Origin of the sequence: Pseudomonas sp. B19(2017) (assembly GCF_002113165.1) — a bacterium.
Taxonomy (GTDB): domain Bacteria; phylum Pseudomonadota; class Gammaproteobacteria; order Pseudomonadales; family Pseudomonadaceae; genus Aquipseudomonas.
This window is the reverse complement of the sequence record NZ_NEJR01000015.1, coordinates 107,907-133,645: the sequence shown is the minus strand read 5'-3', so window position 1 is coordinate 133,645 and position 25,739 is coordinate 107,907. Positions and strand designations below refer to the sequence as shown.

The following is a 25,739-nucleotide window of genomic DNA, read 5'->3' as shown; positions in this document are numbered from 1 at the left end:
TTCTAGAGATCGGCCCCCCGGGCTCCATACCCGGCTTGTACGGGGATGTAATCGAACGTAACGAGCGCCACCGGCCTCACCGAACAGGTGTTTTCCGCATGAGCACAACCCTGCTTGTTGTCGATGATGACGACGAGATCCGCGAACTTCTTTGTGATTACCTGACAGACGCTGGCTATAGCGTGCTGGCAGCGGCTGACGGCGAGCAGATGCGCGAACAACTGGCCAGGCACAAGGTGGAGCTGGTGGTGCTCGACCTGATGCTGCCGGGCGAAGACGGCCTGAGCCTGTGCCGCCAGTTACAAGCCACACCCGGGTTGGCGGTGATCATGCTGTCGGCCAAGGGCAGCACCCTGGACCGCATCATCGGCCTGGAAGTCGGTGCCGATGACTACCTGGCCAAGCCCTTCGAGCCACGCGAACTGATCGCCCGGATCAAGGCCGTGCTGCGCCGTCCGCAACGCCTGGAAGCCCCCGCCGAAGCGCCAGTAGAGGAAACCCAGCTGTTCGCCGGTTTCCGCCTGGAACACGTGAAGCGCCTGCTCACACGCCCAGACGGCGAGACCCTGACCCTGCCCCGCTCCGACTACCGCGTATTGCGCGAATTACTGGAAGCCAACAGCCGCGTGGTGTCCCGTGACCAACTGACGCGCAGTGCGTTCGGCCGCGACCACCTGCCCGACGACCGTTCCGTGGACATGTGCGTCAGCCGCCTGCGCCAGCACCTGCGTCACGCGCCGGCAGGGGCCGCGCAAATTCTCACCATCCGCAACGAAGGCTATTTGCTGAGCATCGCCACCGACGGGGCCGATACCTGACATGCGCTGGCTGCGCTGGCTGTGGCCACGCACCTTGTTCGGCCAGTTGTTGCTGATCATGGTCAGCGGCACCGTGCTGATCCAGTTGATGTCCAGCAGCATCTGGTTCGATGTGCGTTTTGCCCAGGTACTCGAGGCCCCTGTCCGGCTCATCGCCGCCCGCAGCGCGCCGTTGATCGCCCAGGCAGATTGCCGCGCAGGTGCACTGCGGGCGCCAGCGCATTACCAATTGCATTGCAGCGAAGCCCAGCCCACGCCGGTGCAGGACGAGCGCCGTGGGCGCAGGCGTATCGAACTGTTGCTGCACCAGGCCCTTGAGTACGAGTTGGGGCAGGCCCAGAACGTGCGCCTGATGAAGGTGCAGTTGACCGACGAACAGGGCCAGCCGATCGTGTGGCGCAGCCTGTTCGGCCTGCGTACGGCCCAGGCGCATCTGCAGTTCGCGGTGCCATTGGCCGATGGGCACTGGCTGACTATCGAAGGCCAGGAACTGCAAGGATGGAGCGGCGAGTCAGCCTGGGTGCTGATCAGCGATTACCTGTTGCGGGTGTACGCGCTGCGCATCGTCGCGGTATTGCTGGTGTGCCTGATCGCGGTGCGCCTGTGCCTGCGCCCGCTGCGGCGCCTGGCCGATGCCGCGCGCGGCCTGGGTAGCAACCTCGAGCAGCCGCCCTTGGCGCTGGATGGCCCGGAGGAAGTGCGCCAGGCGGCCCAGGCCTTCAACGCCATGCAGCAGCGGCTGATCGCGATGGTCAACGACAAGGCCTACTTCCTGGCCGCCGTGTCCCACGATCTGCGCACCCCGCTGACGCGGATGCGCCTGCGCCTGGAGCGCCTGCCGGACGACGAACACCGGCAGCGCCTGCGGCAGAACATCACGCAGATGGACGACATGATCGGTCAGGTGCTCGATTACCTGCGCGCGGGGGAGCAGCAGAACTTGCAGCAGGTGGACCTGGACCGGCTGGTGGCGCGCCAGTGCGCCGAGCTGGCCACTGCCCAAGAGCCGCTGCCGGTGCATGGCCAGGCGGGCAGCCTGCGGGCCGATGCCCTGCTGCTGCAGCGCTGCCTGCAGAACCTGCTGGTCAATGCGTTGCGTTATGCCAGGGAGGTTTCGGTCACGCTGGAGCAGGCGACCACCGGGGTGTTCATTCATATCGACGACCGCGGGCCAGGGATTGCGCCGGGCCTGCTGGCGACCATCATCGACCCGTTCGTGCGCGGTGAAGGGTCGCGCAACCAGGCGTCCGGGGGGTATGGGCTGGGGTTGAGCATTGCCCAGCGGATTGCTACCAGCCATGGGGGCGAGTTGCGGTTGGCGAACCGCGAGGGGGGTGGGTTGCGGGTCAGCGTGCTGTTGCCTCATTAACAATTTTATGGGGAGGAACTGTACCGCCTGTGCTGGCCTCATCGCCGGCAAGCCAGCTCCCACAGTTAAAGCGTGAACCTCGGGACTGCACCATCCCCTGTGGGAGCGGGCAAGCCCGCGAAGCAGGCGACGCGATGGCTGGCACCGGCTGCGCCGGTGTTCGCGGCGGTTCGACGCCTCGACATGCCCGCTTTTAGAAATTGGGCAAGACAGTTGCCCCTACCTCGACCGCACCGATTTCAAGCCATGCGCAGTACCTGTGGGAGCTGGCTTGCCGGCGATGACGCCAGCACAGGCAACACAACCACAATCAGGTAACAGTCTTTTACCGATTACCCAGGTTTTCCCCTCCCCGCCTTTGCCTATCCTAGGCCCGGTCATCCTGCCTGCGATGGACCCATGAAACACTCTCTACCCAGCCGCTATGCCTGCCTCACCCTCTGCCTGCTGTTCACCGTCGCCAGCCTGCCGCTGCTACCCCAGCATGCCTGGCTGTGGCCGTTGACACTGACCACCGCTCTGCTCAGCCTGGTCGGCCTCAACGACCTGCGCCAAAGCCACCACGCCGTGCGCCGCAACTATCCGATCCTGGGCAACATCCGCTACCTGATCGAAACCATCCGCCCGGAAATCCGCCAGTACCTGATCGAGGGCGACGACGACAAGCTGCCGTTCTCCCGCTCGCAGCGTTCGCTGGTCTACGCCCGGGCCAAGAACGAAAGTGCCGAGAAAGCCTTCGGCACCCTCAACGATGCCTACAAGCCCGGCTTCGAATTCATCAGCCATTCCATGCTGCCGGTGGCCACGCCAGACCCGGCATCGTTCCGCATCGCCATCGGCGGGCCGCAATGCCGCCTGCCCTATTCGGCGTCGATCTTCAACATCTCGGCTATGAGCTTCGGCGCCCTCAGTGCCAACGCCATCGCTGCCCTCAACCGTGGTGCACGCATGGGCCGATTCGCCCATGACACCGGCGAAGGCAGCATCAGCCCGTACCACCGCGAACATGGCGGTGACCTGATCTGGGAAATCGGCAGTGGCTACTTCGGCTGCCGCACCGAGGACGGCCGCTTCGACCCGCAGCGCTTCGCCGAGCAGGCGCGCTCGCCGCAGGTGAAGATGATCGAGATCAAGCTCAGCCAGGGCGCCAAGCCGGGTCACGGCGGCATCCTGCCGGGGCACAAGGTCAGCCCCGAGATTGCCGCAACCCGTGGCGTGCGCGAGGGCGAGGATTGCATCTCGCCGGCAGCGCACAGTGCCTTCCGCACCCCGGTCGAGTTGCTGCAGTTCGTTGCCAGCCTGCGCGAGCTGTCGGGCGGCAAGCCGGTGGGGTTCAAACTCTGCCTGGGCCACCCTTGGGAATTCATGGGCATTGCCAAGGCCATGCTGGCATCTGGCATCACGCCGGACTTCATCGTTGTCGATGGCAAGGAAGGTGGTACCGGTGCGGCGCCACGCGAATTCAGCGACAACATCGGCGTGCCGATGCGCGAAGGCCTGATGTTCGTGCACAACACCCTGGTCGGCCTGAACCTGCGCACCAGCATCCGCATTGGCGCGGCAGGCAAGATCGTCAGTGCCTTCGACATCGCCAGCGTGCTGGCCATCGGGGCGGACTGGGTCAACTCCGCGCGCGGCTTCATGTTCGCCATCGGCTGCATTCAGTCGCAAAGCTGCCACACCAACAAATGCCCGACCGGCGTGGCCACGCAAGACCCGCTGCGCCAGCGTGCCCTGGTGGTACCGGACAAGGCCGAGCGGGTGGCCAGCTTCCACCGCAACACGCTGCATGCGCTGGCCGAAATGTTGGCTGCCGCAGGCCTGGAGCATCCTTCGGAGCTCAAGCCCAAGCACCTGGCGCGGCGTATCAGCCCTAGCGAAATCGGGCTGTTCTCGGACTTGCACACATTCCTCAAGCCGGGCGAATTGCTCAGTGGCTCGATTGAAAGCGAGTTTTATGCGCGGATGTGGCGGATGGCGCGTAGTGACAGCTTTGCGCCGGAGACTGGAGATAATGCAGTAAGAGCTGTGGCGTCAGCTGATCGCCGCGAGCAGACTGAACCAGCATGACATCCAGACTGGGGCTGCTCTGCAGCCCTTCGCGGGCTTGCCCGCTCCCACAGTTATAGCGCCGTTTTCGAATCTGGCGCTGTACCTGTGGGAGCGGGCAAGCCCGCGAAGGGCCGCAGCGCGGCCCCAAGCTTTTATACAAACAAATGTGGATCAGAAGATGCTGATCGGGTACTCGACGAATACGCGGACTTCGTTGCCGTCGTCGTTGTAACCGTTCTGCTGTACGGCGTTGTTGGTACGCACGAACGAGCTACGCAGCTTGATCGACAGGTCCTTGGCCGGGCCGTCCTGCACCACGTAACGGATCTGGTTGAAAATCTCGCGCTCTTTACCTTCACCGAAGCCCTGCGGGTTGGCGACGTTGCGGGTGTTGATGTTGTCACCCACCACGTAGGCCAGCTTGTAGGTCAGGCCCGGGATGCCATAGGCACCGAAGTCCAGGCCGTAGCCCAGCTGCCAGGAACGCTCGTCTTCGGCGTTGAAGTCGGACCAGTACGAGTTCGCCAGGTAGATGGTCGAACCACCGTCACCCACGCCACCCGCGTTCTGGTACCAGCCGTAGTTGTAGCCGGTGCTGCCGGTGCTGCGCTGGTGGGCGATGGTGAACGAGTGCGCACCGTACGCGTAGGTGGCTGCCAGGCTCCAGATGGTGTTGGAGTCGCCGTTGAGTTCGGCGCTCTTGACGAACTTGTTGTCGATGTCCGACTTGTAGCCGTTGAAGTCCAGGGTCAGGGACTGGTCGCTGGCAATCGGGAAGACGTAGTTCAGGCCCAGATAGTGCTTCTTCATCACGTCTTCGTTGTCGGCGGTGTACAGCGAAGCGGTGAAGTTGTCGGTGAACTTGTAGCTACCACCGAGCACGTTGATCGACTTCAGGCCACCACCGTCACGGCGCTCGGCGCTCTTGCGCGCTTCCTGGGTGAAGCGGCCGGCGTTCAGTTCCAGGCCCTGGATCTCTTTGGAGGTGATCAGGGTACCGGTGAAGCTTTCTGGCAGCAGGCGGGCGTCGTCGTACTGCAGCACTGGCAGTGCCGGCATCTGGTCACCGTACTTGAGCACGGTGTTGGAGATGCGGAACTTCACTGCAGCGCCACCACGGGCCAGGTTGTGCGGCGAGTTGGCGTTGCCGTTCTCGTCCTTGAAGTCCGAAGGCTTGAAGAAGTCGACACCGGCGCCACCGTTGTGGCCCTTGCCGCCGTCCAGACGCACGGCGTACAGGCCGAATGCATCGACGCCGACACCGACGGTGCCCTGGGTGAAGCCGGAGGAGAAGTTGGCGATGACGCCCTGGCCCCATTCGATCTGGTCGTCGGTGCCGTGTTTCTTGTCGCGGTTGATGTAGGCGTTGCGCAGCAGGACGTTGGCGTGGCTGTCCTCGATGAAGCCTTTGCTGTCGGCCTGGTCATTGGCCTGTGCCTGGGTCGCGGCGATCATCGCCAGGGCGACCAGGCTGATCCTGGTTTTCAACATGTTGTTTTCCTTATTTCTTAATCAAAAACGCTCTGCAATATGACGCCAGGAACCAACGCCCCTTCGTAGGTTCGACGCTATGCGGATCCAGACTGGAAGGCCTGCCGGTAATCACACGGCGGCCTCTGGCAGCAGCACGGCCAAAATCATGGCCAGCAGGCGTTGGCCGAATCCTAGCCGTGTGCGATTACAAATGTCAAAAAGTCGTGAAATGCAGGTTGATATAACCAAAATCACCGGCGGGTCTGGTGCATTTCCATGCAGGTTCGCGCTATCAGCGGACAATTTATCTTGTGTGGGAAATAGCCATTTGATCGAACGGACAATTTTCCTGTCAGGGCGCGTTCGCAGCGCAAGGCTGTTCCTGGAGGGAAAGGCGGCGCAGCAGGGGCTGTAACAAACAGACACAGATGTAATGACAACCCTTTACAAATAGTCATGCAATAGCAAATAGCAAGCATTAACATCCGCAACTCTTTTTCACCTGCTCGATCCGGATGTGCCCATGCTTGTACCCTGCCGTCTTACACCGCTGACGCTTGGCCTGTCGCTGCTGTTCAGCGCCGGCCTGGCCAGTGCCGCCTCCACCACCCTGCCGGAACTGTCGGTTACCGCCGACAGCGAGCGCGACAAGGACAACCCGCGGGTCAAGGAGGTAAGCACTGCGACCCGCACCTCGACGCCTGTGCGCTATGTGCCGCAGGCCATCGACACGGTGAAGACCGCCAACGTGCTGGACTACGGCAGCAATACCCTGGGCAAGGCACTGGAAGGCATCCCCAACGTCAGCAGCGGTGCAGACACCCGCTTCGACAGCGTGCGCATTCGCGGCTTCGAGGCCAGCAACGACTTCTACCTCAACGGTATTCGCGACGACAGCCAGTACATTCGCGACCTGCATAACATCGAGCGGGTCGAAGTGCTCAAGGGGCCGGCAGCGGTGCTGTATGGCCGTGGCAGCCAGGGCGGTATCGTCAACCGGGTGAGCAAGACGCCGGAGCCCGGCCGCCGTTCGAGCATCGAGGCGCAGGCCGGTAGCGAAGGCCTGCGCAGCCTGTATGCCGACCTCAGCGCCGACCCCAGCGACACCGTCAGCCTGCGCCTGAATATGGGCAACCAGGACAACAACAGCTTCCGCGACGGCATCGAAGGCAGCCGCCAGCTGTTCCTCCCTCGATCAGCTGGCAAATCACCCCCGACCTGAACTTGCTGGTGCAATACGAATACAGCCGCTACAACCGCACCCCGGACCGTGGCATCCCCGGGGTCAACGGCCGCCCGGCCGATGTCAGCCGCAGCACCACCTATGGCGACCAGCGCGACTACATTGACGACCGCGCCCAGTCGCTGCGCTCACGCCTGAACTACCAGCTGAACGAAACCTGGCAGCTGCGCCACAGCCTGGGCCTGTTCAAACTCGACAGCGAGTTCGACAACACCTACGTCACGGGCTACGACGCCAACACCGACACCTTGATCCGCCAGCGCTGGCAGCAGGACCTGAACACCCGCAACCTGTTCAACAACCTGGAGGCCGAGGGCGACTTCGACACCCTGGGCCTGGAGCACAAGCTGTTGCTGGGCCTGGAGTTCGGCAACCAGAAGCGTGACCCGGTGCTGTACAAAGCGGTCGACCAGAAGCTGCAAGGCCTGGGCAAGCCCGGCCGCGACCAGCAACTCAATGGCAACCTGGCGCTGTGGAGCGACAACCACACCGTGGTCGATAGCCGCGGCCTTTATCTGCAAGACCAGATCCGCCTGAACGATCAGTGGCAGGTGCTTGCCGGCGTACGCTTCGACCGGTTCGAAGTGCAGACCACCGACAAGGATGGCCGCCGCGAACCACAGGACAGCAATAGCACCAGCCCACGCCTGGGCCTGGTCTACACACCGTGGCGCGACCATTCGTTCTATGCCTCGTGGAGCAAGACCTTCTCACCGGTGGGGGGCGGTCTGATCGGCATCACCCCGGGCGCAAAGGGCAACACCAACGAGACCAAGCCGGAAGAAACCCGGCAGAAGGAAATCGGCGTGAAAAGCGACTGGTTCGACCAGCGCCTGACCACCACGCTGGCCCTCTACGAGCTGGAGCTTTACAACCGCCGCACCCGCGACCCGCATGACCCGGCAAACATCTTGCTCAGCGGCTTGCAGCGTTCGCGCGGCATCGAGCTGACCGCCACCGGCAATGTCTTTGGCAACTGGTATGTACGCGGTGGCATCGGCCTGCAGGACGCTACCATCGTCAAGGACAACAACGGCCAGGAAGGCAACCGCATCAATGACGTGGCCAAGCGCAACGCCAGCCTGTTCGTGACCTGGAAACCGGAGCTGGGCTGGTACGCCGAAACCGGCGTGACACTGGTGGGTGAGCGTTATGCAGACAACCAGAACACCACGGTGCTACCGGGGTATGGCCGCTGGGATGCATTGGCGGGGTACCGCACGCATGACTGGGATGTGCGGGCGGCACTGAGCAACATTGCCGACAAGACCTATTACAGCTCGGCGACCAGTGCGGCACAGATCCAGGTGGGAGACCCGCGTAGCCTGGTGGTGACTGGCAGCTACAGCTTCTGATCTTTATTGCCTGTACCGGCCTCTTCGCGGGCTCGCCCGCTCCCACAGGGGCAGCACATGCCTCGAAGCCTGTGAAGTCCCTGTGGGAGCGGGCATGCCCGCGAAGAGGCCGGTACAGGTAATACCGATTCGATCAGTGCCAAACCGCCATCAGCGCCTGCATTTCTGCTTCGCTGATCAGCCCTTGGGGGTATCGTCCGGCAAGCAGACGTCGTGGGTCGGTCGTCCTGACCCTGATGCTTCCATGGTGTTTCAACCACTTCGCCACAAGCTTGAGCGATTGGTGATTCACTGCCGATGGGCGCAAAGCCGACTCACTTGCTGCGTTCATTTCTACACGTACTCCCTGGCCCGTGAGCGGCTAATTTACGTAAGGATTGTTACAGATCCGAGAGCGCGGCATGGCCGAGCTATCTAACTGAAAAACAATACAAAACATATGCCAGCACGAGCCTCCGACCGTCCCCGCGGCAAAAAAAAGCCCGTCATGTGACGGGCCCTTTCACGCACTGTGCGTTCAACGCTTGAGCGGCGCCGGCTGCTGCTGGGTCAGGCAGTGGATGTTGCCACCGCCCAACAACAGCTCGCGGCCAGGGACCATCACCACCTCGTGGTCGGGGAAGATCTTCGCCAGGATCGCCCTGGCCTCGGCATCTGCCGGGTCGTCGAAGCTTGGCGCGATGATGCCGCCGTTGACGATCAGGAAATTCACGTACGAACCGGCCAGGCGCACCGACGGGTCACGCTCCTGGCTGCCGACAACCTGGTCGACACCGGCACACTCTTCGGCGGTGGCAAACAGCGGCCCCGGGATCGGCATCTTGTGCACGATGAACTCCCGGCCCTTGGCGTCGCGGGTGTTCTTCAACACCTCCATGGCAGCATGGCAGCGCGCATAGTTGGGGTCGTTGGAATCATCGGTCCAGGCCAGTAACACTTCGCCCGGGCGCACGTAACAGCAGAAGTTGTCGACGTGGCCGTCGGTCTCGTCGTTGTACAGGCCATCCGGCAGCCAGACCACGGTGTCCACTGCCAGATGGTCGCGCAGCACCGCTTCAATCTGCTCGCGGTTCAGGTGCGGGTTGCGGTTGCGATTTAGCAGGCATTCTTCGGTGGTGATCACGGTGCCTTCGCCGTCCACGTGGATCGAGCCGCCCTCCAGCACGAAGCCTTCGGTGTGGTAGCGCTGGCAGCGCTCCATTTCCAGTACCTTGGCCGCCAGCTCCTCGTCACGGTTCCACGGTGCGTACAGGCCGCCATCGAAGCCGCCCCAGGCATTGAAGCCCCAGTCCACACCACGCACTTCACCCTGGTCGTTGATGACGAAGGTCGGGCCGGTGTCACGCACCCAGGCATCGTCATTGCTGATCTCGACCACGCGAATGTTCGGCTGGTCGAGCTGGCGGCGGGCATTCTCGTACTGGCCAGCGGAAACCGCGACGGTTACCGGCTCGAAGCGGGCAATGGCCTTGGCCAAGGCCACATGGGCAGCCTGCGCAGGCTTGCCGCCCAGGCGCCAGTTGTCCGGGCGCTCCGGCCAGACCATCCACACCTGGGTTTGCGGGGCCCACTCGGCGGGCATGTGGAAACCATCGGCACGGGGAGTGGAGTTGAGGGTTTTCATGATTGACCTCTGTGATGGCCCTGAGCCGGACTGTGCTGGGGCGTTTGTCAATTTATAACCGATATATATCGATATTTGAAGCCCGATAATCGGGAAAATCGTGAGCCATCACAGGGATTAAATCGATAACAATCGATACACCCCCAGCCTTGGAGGAGAAGCTAAACGGCATGACATCTACCCTGGCCAGCCCTTGTGAATGCCGTTGAAGCCCAAAGCGGAAAAAACGGCCAGACCGGCTAGGGTCAATACATGAGCAGAAAGGGCCAGCTAACCGCCATGAACATCATCCCTACCGCGATCCCTGAAGTACTGATCATCGAGCCGAAGGTTTTCGGTGACAGCCGTGGTTTTTTCTTCGAGGCATTCAACGCCCGTGAGTTCGCCCGGCAAACCGGCGTGAATGTCGAGTTCGTCCAGGACAACCACTCGCGCTCCATCAAGGGTGTGCTGCGTGGCCTGCATTACCAGGTGGAAAACACCCAAGGCAAGCTGGTGCGCGTGGTGCAGGGGGAAATCCGTGATATCGCCGTGGACGTGCGCAAGAGCTCGCCAACCTTCGGCCAATGGGTCGCAGTGCAGCTGTCGGCCGACAACCATCGCCAACTGTGGGTTCCACCCGGCTTCGCCCATGGCTTCGCGGTGATGAGCGAATCGGCCGAGTTCCTCTACAAGGCCACCGACTACTACAACCCGGGTGCCGAGCGCTGTATCCGCTGGGATGACCCGACCCTGGCCATCGACTGGCGGCTGCAGCAGCCGCCGGTGCTGTCAGACAAGGACAAGCGCGGCCTGCCGCTGGCAGAGGCGGAACTGATGCCTTAACTAGCGCATAATTGCGTCAGACTTTTCTGGCGCCTTTCCGTGATGATTGCAAAACCCACGCCCCCACGCCGTCCCCGCTGGCGCAGCCTGGCCCTGTTGGCCCTGTGCCTGGCCCCGTTACTGTGGCCCCTGCATCACCTGGCTGAACGTTACTACCAGGAAGAACTGGCCTCGCAGAACCGCCAGACCTTGGACCTGTACGTTGCCAACCTGCTCGGTACGCTGCATCGCTACGAAACCTTGCCGCAGATACTCGGCGACCTGCCGGCGCTGCGCGGGGTACTGGCCGACCCCTTGCGCCTGGAAGCGGTGACCAACGCCAACCGCCTGCTCAAGGACATCGTCCAGCAGACCGGCGCCGAGGTGATGTACCTGATGGACGTCAACGGCAACACCCTGGCCGCCTCCAACTGGGACAAGCGCGACAGCTTCGTAGGCCGCAACTTTGCTTTCCGCCCCTACTTCAACGAAGCCATGGCCGGGCGCCTGGGGCGCTTCTTCGGCCAGGGCACTACCTCGGCCAAGCGCGGCTACTTCTTTGCCGCCGCCGTGCATGACCGTGATCGCATCATTGGCGTACTGGTGGTCAAGGTCGACCTCGACCACACCGAAACCCTGTGGGGTCGTACCCCCGAGCAGCTGTTGCTGACCGACCACAATGGCGTGGTCATCCTGACCTCGCGGCCCGACTGGCGCTTCCGCGCAACCCGCGCGCTAACCGAGGCCGAGCGCGAGGCAATCATCGCCATCCAGCCCTACCCGACCCAGGCCCCGCAACCGCTGGTGCTCAGCCCGGACGCCTGGATCAGCCAGACCCGCGACATCAAGGAAACCGGCTGGCAGGTCAGCATCCTCGCCCCGCGCATGCTGGTCGACCGTTCAGTGCAAACCGTGATGGCCATCGGCGCTGGCACCCTGCTGGTGCTGATGCTGCTGGCCGGCCTGGTCATGCAGCGGCGCCGTCACTACATCGACCGCATCGACTTCGAGGCCCGCGGCCGCCAGGAGCTGGAAAAACGCGTGGCCGAACGCACCGCCGACCTCGAAGGCCTGAACACCCGGCTCAAGAGCGCCGTGCTGGAACGCGAGAACGCCCAACAGGAGGCCGTGCGTGCCCAGGATGAGCTGGTGCAGGCCGGCAAGTTGTCAGTGCTCGGCACCATGTCGGCCAGCATCAGCCACGAGCTCAACCAGCCACTGGCCGCCATCCGCAGCTACGCGGAAAACGCCGAGATCCTGCTTGACCACCAGCGTATCGAAGACGCCCGCGGCAACCTCAAGCTGATCGGCGAGCTGACCGGGCGCATGGCCTCGATCATCGCCCACCTGCGCGCCTTCGCCCGCCGTGACCGCCACGCCCCGGAGAGCGTGGCCCTGCAGCCAGCCCTGGACGATGCCCTGGCGTTGCTGGCCAAGCGCCGCCGGGCAATGGCCGTCGAGCTGATCCGCGACCTGCCGGAAGCCACCTTGTGGGTGCAGGCCGGCGAGACCCGCCTGCGTCAGGTGCTCGGCAACCTGCTGGCCAATGCTCTCGACGCCCTGACCGAAAAGGCCAACCCACGCCGCCTGTGGCTGAGTGCCGAGCAGCGCAATGACTGCGTCTACCTGTACATTCGCGACAACGGCCCCGGCTTCAGCCGCCAGGCCCTGGAGCACGCCAAGGAGCCGTTCTTCACCACCAAGACCCGCACCCAGGGCCTGGGCCTGGGCCTGGCCATCTGCGAAAGCCTGATGCGCGCCCTGGGCGGTGAACTGCTGCTGGCCAACCACCCGGAAGGTGGCGCACTGCTGACCCTGCAGCTGCGTGTGGCCGCGCCTGGCGCTACTTTGCCCAATTCGGAGGACCCCTCGGCATGACCACCGAGACACTGATCGACAGCCGAGCCCAGGTCATCCTGGTCGACGACGACCCGCACCTGCGCCAAGCCCTGAGCCAGACCCTGGACCTGGCCGGGCTCAAGGTGGTCGCCCTGGCCGATGCCCAGGGCCTGGCCGAGCGCATCGAGGCCGACTGGCCTGGCGTGGTGGTAAGCGACATCCGCATGCCGGGTATCGATGGCCTGCAGCTGCTGGAACAACTGCACGGCCGTGACAACGAGCTGCCGGTGCTGCTGATCACCGGCCACGGCGATGTGCCGCTGGCGGTGCAGGCGATGCGCGCGGGCGCCTATGACTTCCTGGAAAAACCCTTCGCCAGCGATGCCCTGCTCGACAGCGTACGCCGTGCCCTGGCCCTACGCCGCCTGGTACTGGAAAACCGCAGCTTGCGCCTGGCGCTGAGCGACCGCCAACAACTGGCTACCCGCTTGGTGGGCCAGTCGCCGTCCATGCAGCGCCTGCGCGAGCAGATTGGTGCCTTGGCCGGCATCCGCGCCGATGTACTGATTCTGGGTGAGACCGGTGCCGGCAAAGAGGTGGTGGCCCGCGCCCTGCACGACCTGTCCAGCCGCCGCGACGGGCCATTCGTGGCGATCAACGCCGGCGCACTGGCCGAATCGGTGGTCGAAAGCGAGCTGTTCGGGCATGAGCCCGGTGCGTTCACCGGTGCGCAGAAACGCCGCATCGGCAAGTTCGAGTTCGCCAACGGCGGCACGCTGTTCCTCGACGAAATCGAGAGCATGAGCCTGGATGTGCAGGTGAAACTGCTGCGCATGTTGCAGGAACGGGTAGTCGAGCGCCTGGGTGGCAACCAGCTGATCCCGCTGGACATCCGCATCATCGCCGCGACCAAGGAGGACCTGCGCCAGTCCGCCGACCAGGGGCGTTTCCGTGCCGACCTGTATTACCGCCTGAACGTGGCGCCGCTGCGTATTCCACCGCTGCGCGAACGCGGCGATGACATCCTGGTGCTTTTCCAGCACTTCGCCGACGCCGCCAGCCAGCGCCATGGGTTGCCGCCACACGCCCTGCAGCCGGCCCAGCGCGCCCTGCTGCTGCGTCACGACTGGCCCGGTAACGTACGCGAGCTGCAGAACGCCGCCGAGCGCTTCGCCCTTGGCCTGGAACTGGCCCTGGACGGCCAGGCGCCGCCCGCGGCGATGCCTGCGGTACCGATGCCGAGCGGCAACCTCAGCGAACAGGTCGAACAGTTCGAACGCTCGCTGATTGCGGCCGAACTGGCCCAGCCACACAGCTCCATGCGCAGCCTGGCCGAAGCGCTGGGCATCCCCCGCAAGACCCTGCACGACAAGCTGCGCAAGCATGGCTTGAGCTTCGACGGTGGTAGCGGCGGGCATGACGATCAAGAGGACAACCGTCAATGAACACCGATAGCCAGTACCTGCAGTCCGTCCTGCACGGCGACATCCCCCTGACCCGCGAAATGGGCCTGGAAGTGCTCGATTGGCAGCAGCACACCCTGCACCTGCAATTGCCGCTGGCGGCCAACGTCAACCACAAGAGCACCATGTTCGGCGGCAGCCTTTACTGCGCCGCAGTGCTGGTGGGTTGGGGCTGGCTGCACCTGCGCCTGCGCGAGTCGGGGATCGATGACGGGCATATCGTCATCCAGGAAGGGCAGATCAGTTATCCGCTGCCGGTTACCGAGGCAGCGGTTGCGCGTTGTGCGGCGCCGGATGAGAAGACCTGGGAGCGGTTCCTGGCCCTGTACCAGCGCCGTGGGCGGGCGCGACTGACGCTGGAGACCACGGTGAGCAATGCCGGTAGTGACGAACCTGCTGTTACCTTCAGCGGCCAGTACGTACTGCACCGCTGAAACTGGGAGGCTGTCGCGAACCCTGTGGGAGCAGGCGCGCCCGCGAAGCAGGCTCCGCGGTCTACGGCACCGGCTCCGCCGGTGTTCGCGGGCTTGCCCGCTCCCACAGGTTCCGCGTAGCTGCGAAGGATTGCTGTACCTGTGGGATCGTCAGATCAGGCTCAGGAAGGCTTCGCGCCAAGCAGCATTTGCCGGCAACGCCAGGAAATGCGGGTTGAGCAACGACTCCCGCGCCGGGTACCGGAACGGCAGGCCATCCAGCCCGATCACTTCACCACCAGCCCCTTCCACCACGCCCTGCGCCGCAGCGGTATCCCACTGCGAGGTCGGGGCCAGACGCGGATAGCAATCGGCGCTACCTTCGGCCAACAGACAGAACTTCAACGAACTGCCGATATTGGCCAACTCCAGTTCACCCACCGCGGCCCCCAGCCCGGCCAACAGCGCTTCCTGTTCCGGGCTGGAATGGCGACGGCTGGCAACCACGGTGAAACGCCCACCCGTCGGCGGCGCACTGCGTACCTGGATCGGCCGGGCAGTCTCACCCGCTTCCGCACGCCAGGCGCCCAAACCGCGACCACCGAAGTAGCAGCGCCCGTTGGTCGGCATGGATACCACGCCAAACACCACCTCGCCGTTTTCGACCAGGGCGATGTTGACCGTGAACTCCTCGCTGCCGGCAATGAATTCCTTGGTGCCGTCCAGCGGGTCGACCAGCCACCAGCGGCTCCAGCCCTTACGCTCGGCCAGCGGAATGTTGCAGTCCTCTTCGGACAGCACCGGGATCTGCGGCGCCAGCGCCTGCAGGCCATCGGCAATCACCCGGTGTGCCGCCAGATCGGCGGCGGTGACCGGCGAATCGTCGGCCTTGTTGGTCACGGCCACATCGGCACGCCAGAACGGCAATATCGCCTCACCCGCCGAAAGGGCCAGCCTGACCACTTCGTGCATCAGTTGCAGGTCGTTCATGCTTCCAGCAACCCCCGCTGAATCAGCAGGTCACGCGCCAGGTACAGCGCCGCCAGGGCACGCCCCTCGGTAAACTGCGGGTGCATGGCCAGGGCCGAGAGTTCACGCAGGTTGACCTTGTCGACCCGCATCGGCTCCGGCTCATCGCCCTCCAGGCGCTCCTCGTAAAGGTCGCTGGCCAGCACCACCTGAATCTTCTGGCTCATGTAGCCCGGCGACAGCGACAGCTCGGTCAGGTGCTCCAGCTGGCGTGCGCCAAAACCGGCCTCCTCCTTGAGCTCCCGGTCGGCTGCCGCCAGCACGTCCTCGCCCGGCTCGATCAGGCCCTTGGGCAGCGACAGCTCGTATTCGTCAGTGCCACCGCAATACTCTTCCACCAGCACCGCGTGCTCGGCGTCGAGCATGGCCACGATCATCACCGCGCCATAGCCGTTGCCCCGGCCCACCAGCCGCTCGTAGGTGCGCTCGTTGCCATTGCTGAAGCGCAATTGCACGGCTTCGACGCGAAACAGGCGGCTGCTGGCGACGATTTCGCGGCTGAGGACGGTGGGTTTCTGGCGCATGGGGCGGCTCCTTGGCGTGAACGGGTTACTATACCGTGGCTTGCCGACTGATCGAGAGTTTCCCATGCCTGTTCTTCCCTGGTCTGCCATCGATACCGTCCTGCTGGACATGGACGGCACCCTGCTTGACCTGCATTACGACAACCGCTTCTGGCTGGACCACCTGCCCCAGCGCTATGCCGAGCTGCACGGGGTGAGCCGGGCCATGGCGGAAATGGAGCTGCAGCCGCTGTTCGAACGCAATGCCGGCACGCTGAACTGGTATTGCCTGGACTTCTGGAGCCGCGAATTGCGGCTGCCTATACGCGAGCTGAAACAGGAAATCGCCGACCTGATCGCCCTGCGCCCGGATGCCGATACTTTCCTGGCAGCGATCCGCGACGCGGGCAAGCGCGTGGTGATGATCACCAATGCGCACCGGGATTCGCTGTCGCTGAAGCTGGAACGGGTAGAGCTGGCGCCGTATTTCGAACGGCTGATCAGCTCGCATGATTATGGCTACCCGAAGGAAAGCCCGCAGTTCTGGGATGCATTGCAGGCGGACATCGGCTTTGCGCCGGAGCGCAGCCTGTTCATCGATGACACCCTGGCGATTCTGCGCAGTGCGCGGCGGTTTGGCGTGGGGCATCTGCTGGCAGTGCGCCAGCCGGATAGCCAGGCAGGGCCGCGGAATACCGAGGAGTTTGCGGCGGTCGAGGATTACCGGGAGCTATTGGTAGGCCTGTAAGGCCCCATTCGCGGGCATGCCCGCTCCCACAGGATCACCACAGGTCTGAACTGTGTGCGATCCCTGTGGGAGCGGGCGAGCCCGCGAAGAGGCTGCAGGGATCAATCAGGAATACGCAACACCTGCCCCGGATAGATCTTGTCCGGGTGCTTGAGCATCGGCTTGTTGGCCTCGAAGATTTTCTGGTACTTGTTGGGGTCGCCGTACACCTTCTTCGAAATGGCACTCAGCGTGTCGCCCTTCTCCACCGTCACGAACCGCGCAGCCTGGGCCACCGGGCCAGTCACGGTGATCTGGTCATCGACACTGGCCACGCCAGCGACGTTGCCCGCCGCCAGGATGATCTTCTCCTTTTCCTCCTGGCTGGCCACCTCACCCTTGAGGATGATCGTGTCGCCCTCTACAGTGGCGGTGATATTCGGGTTGCCCAGGCCGACACTTTCAACGTGTTTCTTCAGCTGCTCTTCGGCATTGGCGTTGCCGGGGGTAAGCAGGTCGATCAACTTCTCGCCCGCTTCCTTGACGAAACTGAACAAGCTCATAACGCTCTCCTTGTTGACGAAACCTCGGACACAGCAGTCTAGGCCAGCTTTTCCCCTCTCGCCCCATGCAATCCATCGACGCGGTCTATCAAGGCATAGACCGTAGCGATTAGACGCCGCCGGGTTGCACGCCTAGGCTTGTGCTATCAGATAGCTGCCAATCGCCCGATATCGCCCCGATGAAAAGCATGCCTCCGGTCTGCGCGGCCTCATCGCCCCTGTCCCTGCCAGCCGCCAGCAACACCTACGAGTATGTCCAGCTCAGTGACGCCAGACGCGACAGCACCCCGCTGGCGGAAGAGGTAGCACTGGCCATTGCCTACAACGGCCTGAACCAGGCAGTGATGCTGGTCAGCCCAACCGACCTGGAAGACTTCGCCGTCGGCTTCAGCGTCGGCAGCGGCATTGTCGAAGGCACCTCGGAAATCTACGACCTGAAGCTCTCCGGCAGCGGCTCGGCGATGTATGCCGACCTGGAAATTTCCAGCCGTGCTTTCTGGAACCTGAAAAACCAGCGCCGCCAGCTGGCCGGCACCAGCGGTTGCGGCCTGTGCGGGGTCGAAGCGCTGGAGCAGGCTCTGCCAGAACTGGCCGCGCTGCCCGGTGCGCCGTTGCCGCCGGCACAATGGCTGGTCGGCCTGCGCGAGCGCATCGATGCCTTCCAGCCCCTCGGCCAGCACTGCGGCGCAGTGCATGCAGCGCTGTTCATGGACCGCCATGGCGAGCTGCTGCTCGGCCGCGAAGACATCGGCCGGCACAACGCCCTCGACAAATTGATCGGCGCCTTGCTGCGCCAGGGCATCGACAGCCAGGGCGGCCTGGCCATCGTCACCAGCCGCTGCAGCCTGGAGCTGATCCAGAAAGTGCTGCGGGCCGGGATCCAGACCCTGGTCAGCCTTTCAGCGCCCACCGGCCTTGCCCTGCAATGGGCGCGCAAGCACAACCTCAACCTTATCCATCTGCCCAAGCACAGCGCACCGCGGGTCTACAGCCCAGCGGCGGAGTCGTAACAGTCGTGACCTCGTATCAACCTCTCCCGGACAACGCCCCAGCCTCCTCCCCTCGCTACAAACCCTACCACGGCCCCGCCGGTGGCTGGGGCGCGCTGCGCAGCGTGGCCAAGGCCTGGGTCGGCAGCGACAACGCGCTGAAGAACATTCGCGCACTGCTCAAGACCAACCAGAACGGCGGTTTCGATTGCCCCGGCTGTGCCTGGGGCGACTCGCCGGAAAGCGGCATGGTCAAATTCTGCGAGAACGGTGCCAAGGCGGTGAACTGGGAGGCGACCAAGCGCCGCGTCGATGCCGCCTTTTTTGCCCGCTACAGTGTCACGTCGCTCCTGCAGCAGAGCGACTACTGGCTGGAGTACCAGGGGCGCCTGACCGAGCCGATGGTCTACGACGCTCCCAGCGACCGCTACCAGCCGATCAGCTGGGACGCCGCCTTCAACCTGATCGCCCGCGAGCTTAACAAGCTGGCCAGCCCTGACCAGGCCGAGTTCTACACGTCGGGGCGCGCCAGCAACGAAGCGGCGTACCTGTACCAGTTGTTCGTGCGCGCCTATGGCACCAACAATTTCCCCGACTGCTCGAACATGTGCCACGAGGCCAGCGGCGTAGCCCTGGGGCAAAGCGTCGGGGTCGGCAAGGGCACCGTCACCTTCGACGACTTCGAGCACGCCGACGCAATTTTCGTCTGGGGGCAGAACCCCGGCACCAACCACCCGCGCATGCTCGACCCACTGCGCGATGCGGTAAAACGCGGTGCCCAGGTGGTGTGCATCAACCCGCTCAAGGAGCGAGGCCTGGAGCGCTTCCAGCACCCGCAGAACCCGCTGGAAATGCTGACCAACAGCGACCGGCCGACCAACACCGCATTCTTCCGCCCGGCCCTGGGCGGCGACATGGCGATGCTGCGCGGCATGGCCAAGTTCGTCCTGCAATGGGAACGCGAAGCCCAGGCCAAGGGCGAACCAGCCATCTTCGATCACGCCTTCATCGCCGAACATGGCCATGGCATCGACGACTACCTCGCGGTAGTGGACGCCACCCCGTGGGAGCACATCCAGGCACAGTCCGGCCTGGCGCTGGCAGATATCGAACTGGCCGCGCGCATGTACTGCCGCGGCAAGCGGGTGATCATGTGCTGGGCGATGGGCATTACCCAGCATCGCCACTCGGTGCCGACCATCCAGGAAATCGTCAACCTGCAGATGCTGCGCGGCAACATCGGCGTACCAGGCGCCGGCCTGTGCCCGGTGCGCGGCCACAGCAACGTGCAGGGTGACCGCACCATGGGCATCAACGAACGCCCGCCGGCGGCCCTGCTGGACGCCATCGAGCAGCGCTTCGGCTTCCCCGTGCCGCGGCACAATGGCCACAACACCGTCGAGGCGATCCACGCCATGCTCGACGGCCGGGCCAAGGTATTCATCGGCCTGGGTGGCAACTTCGCCCAGGCCACGCCAGACACCGAGCGCACCGCCCAGGCGCTGCGCAACTGCGAGCTGACCGTGCACATCAGCACCAAGCTCAACCGCAGCCACCTGGTGCACGGCAAGCAGGCTCTGATCCTGCCATGCCTGGGCCGCACCGACATCGACCTGCAGGCCGACGGGCCACAGGCGGTCACGGTAGAGGACTCGTTCAGCATGGTCCATGCCTCCAATGGCCAACTGCAGCCGCTGTCGACGCAGATGCGCTCGGAGCCGGCAGTTATCGCCGGTATCGCCGCCGCCACCCTGGGCAAGACGCCCGTGGACTGGCACTGGCTGGTGGCTGACTACGACCGTATTCGCGAGCTGATCGGCGACACCATCGCCGGCTTCAGCGGCTTCAACCAGCGCCTGCGCGAGCCGGGCGGTTTCTACCTGGGCAACAGCGCCGCCAGCCGCGAATGGAAGACCAGCACCGGCCGCGCCAACTTCAAGGCCAACCTGCTGCCCGACACACTGCTCGACGAGCGCGTACGCGCCGGCGGCCAGGTGCCGGACCTGATCATGCAGTCGATGCGCTCGCACGATCAGTACAACACCACCATCTACGGCCTGGATGACCGTTACCGCGGCGTGCGCGGCCAGCGCGAGGTGCTGTTCGCCAACGAAGCCGACATTATCCGCCTGGGCTTCCAGCCAGGGCAGCGGGTCGACATCGTGTCATTGTGGGGGGATGAACATGTGCGCCGTGTGCACGGTTTTACCCTGCTGGCCTTCGACATCCCGGCCGGGCAGGCGGCGGCATACTACCCGGAGGTGAACCCGCTGGTGCCGCTGGAGAGCATTGGCGATGGCAGCCATACGCCGACGTCGAAGTTCATTGCCATCAAGCTGGAGCGGGCGCGGGACGACGGGCGTATCCTGTAGCAATTGTGTTGGGTTCTTCGCGGGCTTGCCCGCTCCCACAGGTACTCCACAGGATGGGAAATTTGTGAAGTTCCTGTGGGAGCGGGCGAGCCCGCGAAGAGGCCATCAGCCTCACCGCCAAAAACGAAAAAGCCCTGTTCCATTCATGGTTCAGGGCTTCGTCATAAAAGTCTAAGACAGCCAAAAAACGATAAAGTTTCACAGTAAATACAGTAACTTACAGAATTGTGTACAAGTCGTGTTACTCGTCGGATTTCCGTTGCCAGACGCACCTGCAAGGCTCACATTCGCCTCGTCATCCCTATGAGGCTCTCTTGATGAAGAAGTACTCCTCGATACTGTTGTTGTCTTTCAGCTTGCTCAGCGGCGTTGCCATGGCAGGCGGCACCACCGAGGCCGGCATTGGCGGCGCATTGGGTGGGGTACTGGGCTCTGTCGTGGGCCAGTCCATTGGTGGTAGCACAGGCGGCGCGATTGGCGCTGGCCTGGGCGGCGCAGCTGGTAGTGCAGTCGGTGCCAACAAGCACCAGCGTGGTGAGGCAGCCATCGGTGGCGCATTGGGCGCCGCAGGCGGCAACGTGGTCGGCCGCTCCATGGGCGGTACTACCGGTAGCTACATTGGCGCGGCAGCCGGCGGTGGCGCCGGTGGCGCACTGGGTAACTACATGGGTAAAGAGGCCGACGAAGACGATTACCGCGATGGCCGCCGCTACCGTCGTGGCTATGACGACGACCGTCGCCACTGGGACCGTGGCCACCACTACGGCCACCGCAAGCACAAGCGCCACTGGCGCGACTAACGCCTGAGGGCCCTGCCCCGGCAACAAAAGCCCCGCCCCTGCCAGCGGGGCTTTTTTATGCCTGCGGTTCCAGCAGGATGCCAGACAGGATCACCTGCAGCGTTTCTGGCAACGCCACTGGCCGGCCACTGGCGCGCTCGATGAACACCTGCACCACCGTGCCTGCCGCACACGCCTCCGGCTCCCCTGGGCGGAACAGGGCCAGGCGGTACTCCACCGTGCTGCCTGCCAGGCGCGTTACCCCGAGCCCCACTTCCAGCACGTCCGGGAAGCCTGGCAACGCGTAGAAGTCCGCCGCCGAGCTGACCACGAAGGCGGCCAGGTCGCCGTCACGCAGGTCCAGTTCGGCCTGTTCGACAAGGAACGCCTGGATGGCGGTTTCGAAGAAGCCGTGCACGGTGGCACCGGCAATGTGGCCGTTCAGGTCGTTGTCCTGGGGGCGGGTGAGAATGGGGTGGAAATGGGAGAAGGCAGTGCGCTGAGGGGATTCGGTCATCTGGCTGGCTCTTGTCTTCACAATGGATGCTGACAGTGAAACAGAAAATCCGGATTCTCGCTGCCCGTGCGGGCCTCTTCGCGGGTAAACCCGCTCCCACAGGTCTCCGCCGCCCTCGAGACCAGCGGCATACTTGTGGGAGCGGGTTTACCCGCGAAGAGGCCCGCACAGGCGTGTAGAAAACAAAAAAGCCGCCCCAAAGGGGCGGCTTTCTCGTTGCGGGCGGGTCAGCTTACAGCTGCGGGCCAGCGGCCTTGATGGCGTCGGAGACTTCGAACTTCTTGAAGTTTTCGATGAACAGCTTGGCCAGGCCTTTGGCGGCCTCGTCGTAGGCAGCCTTGTCAGCCCAGTTGGTGCGCGGGTTGAGCAGCTCGGTATCAACGCCCGGAACAGCCTTCGGCACGTCCAGGTTGATGATGTCCAGGTGCTCGGTTTCGGCACCGATCAGCGCGCCGCTCTGGATTGCAGCGATCACGGCACGGGTGGTCGGGATGCTGAAGCGCTTGCCAACGCCGTAGCCACCGCCGGTCCAGCCGGTGTTGACCAGGTAGACCTTCGAGTCGAAGCCCTTGATACGCTTGATCAGCAGTTCGGCGTACTCGCCAGCCGGGCGCGGGAAGAACGGGGCGCCGAAGCAGGTGGAGAAGGTCGACTTGATGCCGCTGCCCGAACCCATTTCGGTGGAACCGACCAGCGCGGTGTAACCGGACAGGAAGTGGTAGGCCGCCTGCTCGTTGTTCAGGATCGAAACCGGAGGCAGAACACCTGTCAGGTCGCAGGTCAGGAAGATGACTGCGTTCGGCTCGCCGCCCAGGTTCGCTGCGGAACGCTTGGCAACGTGCTCCAGCGGGTAGGCCGCACGGCTGTTCTGGGTCAGGCTGACATCGGTGTAGTCGGCGTGCTTGTTGGCGTCGAGAACCACGTTTTCCAGCACGGCGCCATGCTTGATGGCTTTCCAGATGACCGGCTCGTTCTTCTCGGACAAGTCGATGCACTTGGCGTAGCAGCCGCCTTCGATGTTGAAGACCACGCCCTCGCCCCAGCCGTGCTCGTCGTCACCGATCAGGTAACGGCTTTCGTCGGCCGACAGGGTGGTCTTGCCGGTGCCGGACAGGCCGAAGAACAAGGTCACATCGCCTGCTTCGCCGATGTTGGCGGCGCAGTGCATAGGCAGCACGTCGGCGGCCGGCAGCAGGAAGTTCTGCACCGAGAACATGGCTTTCTTCATTTCGCCGGCGTAGCGCATGCCAGCGATCAGCACTTTCTTCTGGGCGAAGTTGATGATCACGCAACCATCGGAGTTGGTGCCGTCACGCTCTGGTTCGCACACGAAGTTGGCGACGTTAAGAACCTGCCACTCGCCGCGACCGGCCGGGTTGTACTGCTCCGGGTTGATGAACAGGCAACGACCGAACAGGTTCTGCCAGGCAGTCTGGGTGGTCATCTTCACCGGCAGGTAGTGCTCGGCAGCGGCCCCTACGTGAACGTAGGAAACGAAGTGATCCTGGGCGTTGTTGAACGCCTCGACGCGGTCCCACAGGGCATCGAACTTGTCTGCCGGGAACTTGCGGTTGATCGGGCCCCAGGCAATGGCGTCCTGGGTGGAAGGTTCTTCGACGATGAAACGGTCAGCCGGCGAACGGCCAGTACGGTGACCAGTCTCCACGACCAGTGCACCAGTATCGGCTAGTACGCCTTCACCGCGTTGCAGCGCTTCTTTTACCAGCTCATCGACGCTCAGGTCGGTGTACACGGTGTTGTTGGCTTGCGTCATGAGATACCCCATCCGGCCCGAGGCCGAGTGCTCCAAACGTTTTGTAGTTGTCTTGAAAAAACTACTACAGCGAAAAAAGTGGCCGGATTATGCCAGAAACGCCCAAAAAAAGTAGGCCCCTCCTGTCAGAACTGCGCTTTTGCGCAATTCGACAGGAGATTGTCCTGTAGTTAAACGTTTCAGTGACGAGTTTCTGAGGCTACGTCAGTGCCGCCACCGGCAAACAGTTGCGCCACGTCGCTGGCGTCGAAGAAATAGCGTTCGTTGCAGAACTGGCAATCGATCTCCACCTGCCCGCCGCATTCTTCCACCAGCGCCTTGGCATCGTGCTCGCCCAAACTGACCAGCGCATTGCCGGAACGTTCGCGAGAGCAGCTGCAGTTGAAGCGCAGCGGCTGGATGTCGAACAGGCGCACGGCATCTTCATGGTACAAGCGGTGCAACAGGGTTTCGTTGTCCAGCGCCCACTCATCGGCCTTGAGCGTGGTGGCCAATGCCACAACGTGCTGCCAGCTTTCTTCACGCTCTTCATCGTCCGGCTGGCGATCGCGCGGCAGTTGCTGCAGCAGCAGACCACGGGCCTTGCCGCCTTCGGCGTTGAGCCAGAAGCGCGTGTTGAGCTGTTGCGACTGGACGAAGTAGTTGGTGAAGCACTCCGACAGGGTGGCGCCGTCGAGGTCGACAGTGCCCTGGTAGCGCTGACCCTTGACCGGATCGATGGTCAGGGTCAGGTGGCCATCGGGCATCAGCTGCGACAGGGTCGCATCCGCAGGGATCTGGTCCGCTTCGTAGCGGGCCATGCCACGGATGTCCCGATCCCCCGAACATTCGACCATCAACAGCGGGATCGGCCCTGCGGAACGCGCCTGCAGAATCAGCAGGCCGTCGAACTTCAGCGCCCCCACCAGCAAGGCGGTGGCGGCCATCAGCTCGCCGAGCAACGCCTGCACCGGCTGCGGGTACTCATGACGCGCCAGCACCGCGGCGTAGCTGTCATCGAGAGACACCCACTCGCCGCGCACATCGCGCTCGTCGAAGATGAAACGTTGGGTGAAATCGGTATCAGGCAAGTCGCTCATAGGTTTTGGCTATCTGAAAATGATGACAAAATGGTTACAAGGGTTGTCGAAACATGCGAGAACCCCATGACAGAGCGCTCACAAGGCGCTCCGATTCCTGTTTGCAATAGAGGTATTTTATGGACAATCGACCACTGTTCCAAGCAAGGTGGTCCTGGGGGCCATTGGCAGCCTGTACGCTGCTTCCCATCGCTCTACTGTGTTTCTGGTTATGGCCCTTTGGCCAGATCTTGTGCCTGACTTTCGACGAGTGGCTGTTCCACAGCCTGAATGCGCCGCTGGCCGACAACACCACCTGGCGCTACATCTGGACTGTCGGCAGCTTGCGCCCGTTCGACATCGTCGTCGGCCTGATCCTTCTGGCAGTGCTTATACGAGGCGACTGGGTGTTCAAGGCAACCCAGGTGCGCCAGGCCTTTTTCGGTTTCCTGGTCACGCTAATCCTCTTAGTGGTGATTCGCGCGCTGTTTTCCAAGTGGGTTGATGCAGCCGGCTGGCAGCACAAGAGCCCGTCAATGATGTTCGACGATGTGGTGCACCTCAGCGACTACTACCCGAACCTGGAAGCAGCCTGGGAACTGAAAGACCGTTCCAGCAAGAGTTTCCCGGGGGATCATGCCTCGGTGCTGCTGGTATGGGCGCTGTTCATGAGCGTGTTCAGCCGCCGCCTGATGCAGTACCTGGTGGTCTGGGGCCTGGCGGTGTTGTTCATGTTGCCGCGCCTGGTGGCCGGTGCCCATTGGGGGCAGGATGACTACATCGGCGGGCTGCTGATGGCGGTGTTGGCGCTGGGCTGGAGCTGCTACACGCCGCTGGCGGCCAAGGGGAGTGCGCTGCTGCTGCGCTGGACGGCGCCGTTGTTTAACCTGCTGGCCAGGTTACCGCTGGTCGGGCGAATGGCTGTCACCCGTTAGGGCCATGGGCTGCTGCGCAGCCCATCGCGACACAAGGCCG

21 protein-coding genes and 1 pseudogene are annotated in these 25,739 nt (G+C 63.5%); 13 read left to right on the top strand and 9 right to left on the bottom strand.

Annotation, left to right across the window (positions count from 1 at the left end; all coding sequences use genetic code 11):
* The first annotated feature begins 98 nt into the window (after positions 1–98).
* The 3 genes from CAF70_RS19530 (at position 99) to CAF70_RS19520 (ending at position 4,257) form a co-directional block, all read left to right on the top strand.
* On the top strand, positions 99–818 hold the full coding sequence (locus CAF70_RS19530; RefSeq protein ID WP_085625971.1) for a response regulator: 720 nt from the start codon (positions 99–101) through the stop codon (positions 816–818).
* Position 819: 1 nt separating this feature from the next.
* On the top strand, positions 820–2,187 hold the full coding sequence (locus CAF70_RS19525; protein ID WP_085625972.1) for an ATP-binding protein: 1,368 nt from the start codon (positions 820–822) through the stop codon (positions 2,185–2,187).
* Between the two features lie 399 nt (positions 2,188–2,586).
* On the top strand, positions 2,587–4,257 hold the full coding sequence (locus tag CAF70_RS19520; protein ID WP_085625973.1) for an FMN-binding glutamate synthase family protein: 1,671 nt from the start codon (positions 2,587–2,589) through the stop codon (positions 4,255–4,257).
* A gap of 153 nt (positions 4,258–4,410) precedes the next feature.
* On the opposite strand, the gene CAF70_RS19515 is transcribed toward CAF70_RS19520, so the two are convergent.
* Positions 4,411–5,730 carry an OprD family porin gene (locus tag CAF70_RS19515; RefSeq protein WP_085625974.1) on the bottom strand — a complete coding sequence of 440 codons (1,320 nt, stop codon included), beginning with the start codon at positions 5,728–5,730 and terminating at the stop codon, positions 4,411–4,413.
* Between the two features lie 505 nt (positions 5,731–6,235).
* On the opposite strand from CAF70_RS19515, the pseudogene CAF70_RS19510 reads away from it, so the two are divergent.
* Positions 6,236–8,310: pseudogene (locus tag CAF70_RS19510) on the top strand (TonB-dependent receptor).
* Positions 8,311–8,443: 133 nt separating this feature from the next.
* Here CAF70_RS19510 and CAF70_RS27960 read toward each other — a convergent pair.
* Complete coding sequence (locus CAF70_RS27960; protein ID WP_085625975.1) at positions 8,444–8,641, bottom strand: hypothetical protein; 198 nt, start codon at positions 8,639–8,641, stop codon at positions 8,444–8,446.
* A 186-nt stretch (positions 8,642–8,827) separates the two neighbouring features.
* A complete protein-coding gene (gene aguA / locus CAF70_RS19500) occupies positions 8,828–9,934 on the bottom strand; it encodes an agmatine deiminase (protein WP_085625976.1) in 1,107 nt (368 codons plus the stop codon).
* A 279-nt stretch (positions 9,935–10,213) separates the two neighbouring features.
* Here aguA and rfbC point away from each other — a divergent pair, with 279 nt between their 5' ends.
* The 4 genes from rfbC to CAF70_RS19480 are packed head-to-tail and all read left to right on the top strand — an operon-like array spanning position 10,214 to position 14,474.
* Positions 10,214–10,759 carry a dTDP-4-dehydrorhamnose 3,5-epimerase gene (gene rfbC, locus CAF70_RS19495; protein WP_085625977.1) on the top strand — a complete coding sequence of 182 codons (546 nt, stop codon included), beginning with the start codon at positions 10,214–10,216 and terminating at the stop codon, positions 10,757–10,759.
* A gap of 42 nt (positions 10,760–10,801) precedes the next feature.
* Complete coding sequence (locus tag CAF70_RS19490) at positions 10,802–12,616, top strand: ATP-binding protein (protein ID WP_085625978.1); 1,815 nt, start codon at positions 10,802–10,804, stop codon at positions 12,614–12,616.
* Positions 12,613–14,022 carry a sigma-54 dependent transcriptional regulator gene (locus tag CAF70_RS19485; protein ID WP_085625979.1) on the top strand — a complete coding sequence of 470 codons (1,410 nt, stop codon included), beginning with the start codon at positions 12,613–12,615 and terminating at the stop codon, positions 14,020–14,022. Before CAF70_RS19490 ends, CAF70_RS19485 begins: the two co-directional genes overlap by 4 nt.
* A complete protein-coding gene (locus CAF70_RS19480) occupies positions 14,019–14,474 on the top strand; it encodes a YiiD C-terminal domain-containing protein (RefSeq protein ID WP_085625980.1) in 456 nt (151 codons plus the stop codon). The genes CAF70_RS19485 and CAF70_RS19480 overlap by 4 nt, the downstream gene beginning before the upstream one ends.
* Before the next feature lie 150 nt (positions 14,475–14,624).
* Here CAF70_RS19480 and cysQ read toward each other — a convergent pair whose 3' ends face one another.
* Together cysQ and nudE are read right to left on the bottom strand one after the other, a co-directional pair.
* Complete coding sequence (cysQ, locus tag CAF70_RS19475; RefSeq protein ID WP_085625981.1) at positions 14,625–15,443, bottom strand: 3'(2'),5'-bisphosphate nucleotidase CysQ; 819 nt, start codon at positions 15,441–15,443, stop codon at positions 14,625–14,627.
* The gene (gene nudE / locus CAF70_RS19470) at positions 15,440–16,006 is read right to left on the bottom strand and encodes an ADP compounds hydrolase NudE (RefSeq protein WP_015268611.1); all 567 of its coding nucleotides are present in this window, start codon (positions 16,004–16,006) and stop codon (positions 15,440–15,442) included. The genes cysQ and nudE overlap by 4 nt, the downstream gene beginning before the upstream one ends.
* Positions 16,007–16,070: 64 nt before the next feature.
* Between nudE and yrfG the strand changes: the two genes are divergently transcribed.
* Complete coding sequence (gene yrfG / locus CAF70_RS19465; RefSeq protein ID WP_085625982.1) at positions 16,071–16,733, top strand: GMP/IMP nucleotidase; 663 nt, start codon at positions 16,071–16,073, stop codon at positions 16,731–16,733.
* A 101-nt stretch (positions 16,734–16,834) separates the two neighbouring features.
* Here the strand turns inward: yrfG and lysM are convergent, their stop codons facing one another.
* Positions 16,835–17,275 carry a peptidoglycan-binding protein LysM gene (gene lysM, locus CAF70_RS19460; protein WP_023661080.1) on the bottom strand — a complete coding sequence of 147 codons (441 nt, stop codon included), beginning with the start codon at positions 17,273–17,275 and terminating at the stop codon, positions 16,835–16,837.
* 179 nt (positions 17,276–17,454) lie between these two features.
* Between lysM and fdhD the strand changes: the two genes are divergently transcribed.
* The 3 genes from fdhD to CAF70_RS19445 all read left to right on the top strand — a co-directional run bounded on the left by fdhD (position 17,455) and on the right by CAF70_RS19445 (position 21,436).
* Positions 17,455–18,285: a formate dehydrogenase accessory sulfurtransferase FdhD gene (gene fdhD / locus CAF70_RS19455; RefSeq protein ID WP_085625983.1), complete on the top strand. Its 831-nt coding sequence runs from the start codon at positions 17,455–17,457 to the stop codon at positions 18,283–18,285.
* A 5-nt stretch (positions 18,286–18,290) separates the two neighbouring features.
* Positions 18,291–20,636 carry an FdhF/YdeP family oxidoreductase gene (locus CAF70_RS19450; RefSeq protein ID WP_085625984.1) on the top strand — a complete coding sequence of 782 codons (2,346 nt, stop codon included), beginning with the start codon at positions 18,291–18,293 and terminating at the stop codon, positions 20,634–20,636.
* A gap of 317 nt (positions 20,637–20,953) precedes the next feature.
* Positions 20,954–21,436 (top strand): glycine zipper domain-containing protein, encoded by a 483-nt coding sequence (locus CAF70_RS19445; protein WP_085625985.1) that lies wholly within the window; start codon positions 20,954–20,956, stop codon positions 21,434–21,436.
* A gap of 55 nt (positions 21,437–21,491) precedes the next feature.
* On the opposite strand, the gene CAF70_RS19440 is transcribed toward CAF70_RS19445, so the two are convergent.
* From CAF70_RS19440 to hslO, 3 genes are all read right to left on the bottom strand, one after another.
* Positions 21,492–21,932: a thioesterase family protein gene (locus CAF70_RS19440; protein WP_085625986.1), complete on the bottom strand. Its 441-nt coding sequence runs from the start codon at positions 21,930–21,932 to the stop codon at positions 21,492–21,494.
* A gap of 232 nt (positions 21,933–22,164) precedes the next feature.
* A complete protein-coding gene (locus CAF70_RS19435) occupies positions 22,165–23,706 on the bottom strand; it encodes a phosphoenolpyruvate carboxykinase (RefSeq protein ID WP_015268605.1) in 1,542 nt (513 codons plus the stop codon).
* 179 nt (positions 23,707–23,885) lie between these two features.
* Positions 23,886–24,785: an Hsp33 family molecular chaperone HslO gene (gene hslO, locus CAF70_RS19430; RefSeq protein WP_015268604.1), complete on the bottom strand. Its 900-nt coding sequence runs from the start codon at positions 24,783–24,785 to the stop codon at positions 23,886–23,888.
* 119 nt (positions 24,786–24,904) lie between these two features.
* On the opposite strand from hslO, the gene CAF70_RS19425 reads away from it, so the two are divergent.
* Positions 24,905–25,699 carry a phosphatase PAP2 family protein gene (locus tag CAF70_RS19425; RefSeq protein WP_085625987.1) on the top strand — a complete coding sequence of 265 codons (795 nt, stop codon included), beginning with the start codon at positions 24,905–24,907 and terminating at the stop codon, positions 25,697–25,699.
* Positions 25,700–25,739: the final 40 nt, after the last annotated feature.